This window comes from Bacillus sp. JJ722 (assembly GCF_036963345.1).
Classification (GTDB): domain Bacteria; phylum Bacillota; class Bacilli; order Bacillales; family DSM-1321; genus Bacillus_AD.
Genome location: NZ_JBALMO010000348.1, coordinates 1 through 2,312, shown reverse-complemented (window position 1 = coordinate 2,312; position 2,312 = coordinate 1). Strand labels below are relative to the sequence as shown.

The 2,312-nt window shown below is 33.5% G+C and carries 1 protein-coding gene; it reads left to right on the top strand.

The genetic code is table 11. The annotated features are described in order from the left end of the window. Positions 1-305 precede the first annotated feature (305 nt). On the top strand, positions 306-2,282 hold the full coding sequence (gene metG, locus V7014_RS25770) for a methionine--tRNA ligase (protein WP_335511735.1): 1,977 nt from the start codon (positions 306-308) through the stop codon (positions 2,280-2,282). Positions 2,283-2,312: the final 30 nt, after the last annotated feature.

The window sequence follows — 2,312 nt, the reverse complement described above, 5'->3', positions numbered from 1 at the left end:
TTATTATACTATTTCGTATGGATAATAGCAAAAATTCTAACTTGGTTATTAATTATGTAAACTTTTCCTATCTAAGGTATAAATTATAGAATGAAAAGGTAATGCTGTCATTATAATTACTCTAATCGTAAATTGTAGATTGACAATCTTTTTATGGATGAATTGTACAATTTTCTTGCTATAATGGAATAAGTACTTTTATGTAGAAATATATGGGGAAATCCTCTAATAGCACAACTTATTTAGATAGGTTTTGAAAAAATCATAAGATAGGTTAATTGCCTAATTTAAAGATAAATTTTTATATTTTACAGGAGGAAAACATGAATAATCAAAAATCATTTTATATTACTACACCGATCTATTATCCGAGCGGAAAATTACATATTGGTCATGCTTATACAACAGTAGCAGGCGACGCAATGGCTCGTTATAAACGAATGCGTGGATTTGATGTTAGGTATCTGACAGGAACAGACGAGCATGGACAAAAAATTCAACGTAAAGCTGCTGAAGAAGGAGTTACACCGCAAGCGTATGTTGATAATATTGTTAGCGGCATTAAAGATTTATGGAAAAAGCTTGATATTTCATATGATGATTATATTCGTACAACTGAAGATCGTCATAAGGATGTAGTAGCAAAAATCTTTAAACGTTTGGTGGATCAAGGAGATATCTATTTAGATCAGTATGAAGGATGGTACTGTACACCTTGTGAATCATTCTTTACTGATCGTCAAGTAGAAGAAAGCAATGGTAACTGTCCAGATTGTGGTCGTTCTGTTGAAAAGGTAAAAGAAGAATCTTATTTCTTTAGAATGAGTAAGTATGCAGATCGTTTATTGCAATTTTACGAAGAGAATCCAGAGTTTATCCAACCTGAATCACGTAAGAATGAAATGATCAACAACTTTATTAAACCGGGTCTAGAAGATCTAGCTGTTTCGCGAACTACATTTGATTGGGGTATCAAAGTACCAGGAAACCCCAAACATGTCATATATGTTTGGATAGATGCACTATCAAATTATATTACAGCCCTAGGTTATGGTTCAGATGACCAAAGTAAGTTTGATAAATATTGGCCAGCTGATGTACATCTTGTTGGGAAAGAGATTGTTCGTTTCCATACAATCTATTGGCCAATCATGTTAATGGCACTGGATTTACCATTACCTAAGAAAGTTTTCGCTCACGGTTGGTTATTGATGAAAGATGGAAAAATGTCGAAATCAAAAGGTAATGTTGTTGATCCGGTAACTTTAATTGATCAGTATGGATTAGATGCTCTACGTTATTATTTACTTCGTGAAGTACCATTTGGTTCAGATGGTATCTTTACACCAGAAGGCTTTATTGAAAGAATAAACTTTGATTTAGCAAATGATTTAGGCAACTTATTAAATCGAACAGTTGCGATGGTTCAAAAATATTTCGATGGAAGCATTCCACAATATAAAGGTTCTAACAGTGAATTTGAAGCACAGCTTCTTGAAACAAGTAAAGAGACAGTTGCTAAGTATGAAGAAGCAATGGAATCCATGGAATTCTCAGTGGCACTATCAAGCATTTGGCAGTTAGTTAGCCGCACGAATAAATTTATTGATGAAACAGCACCTTGGGTATTAGCGAAAGAAGAAAAAAATGATGAATTAGGTAGTGTTATGGCTCATTTAGCCGAATCTTTAAGAAGAACGGCTATTCTATTAAAACCATTCTTAACACAAACGCCTGACAAAATCTTTGCTCAGCTTAATGTTCAAGATGAAGCCCTAAAATCATGGGATAGTTTAGCTGACTTTGGCAAAATACCTGATGGTACGAAAGTGAATAAAGGGGAACCAATTTTCCCTCGTTTAGAAATTGAAAAAGAAGTAGAATTCATTAAAGAGAAAATGCAAGGTTCTAGTCCAACTAAAGAAGAACCAAAAGAAGAGAAAAAAGTCGAATTAGCAGATGAAATCACTATTGATGATTTTATGAAAGTAGATTTACGAGTAGCAGAAGTCATCCAAGCTGAGCCTGTTAAGAAAGCAGATAAATTACTAAAATTACAACTTGATCTAGGTTTCGAAAAACGCCAAGTTATTTCTGGAATCGCACAATTCTACAAACCAGAAGAGTTAGTTGGAAGAAAAGTTATTTGTGTAACGAATTTAAAACCAGTTAAATTAAGAGGCGAACTTTCACAAGGAATGATTTTAGCTGGAAGTGAAGATGGTAAATTAGCACTTGCATCTGTGGCAGAATCGTTACCTAATGGTGCTAAAGTTAAGTAATTGTATTATCAAGTTTGAAATGAAATGTAC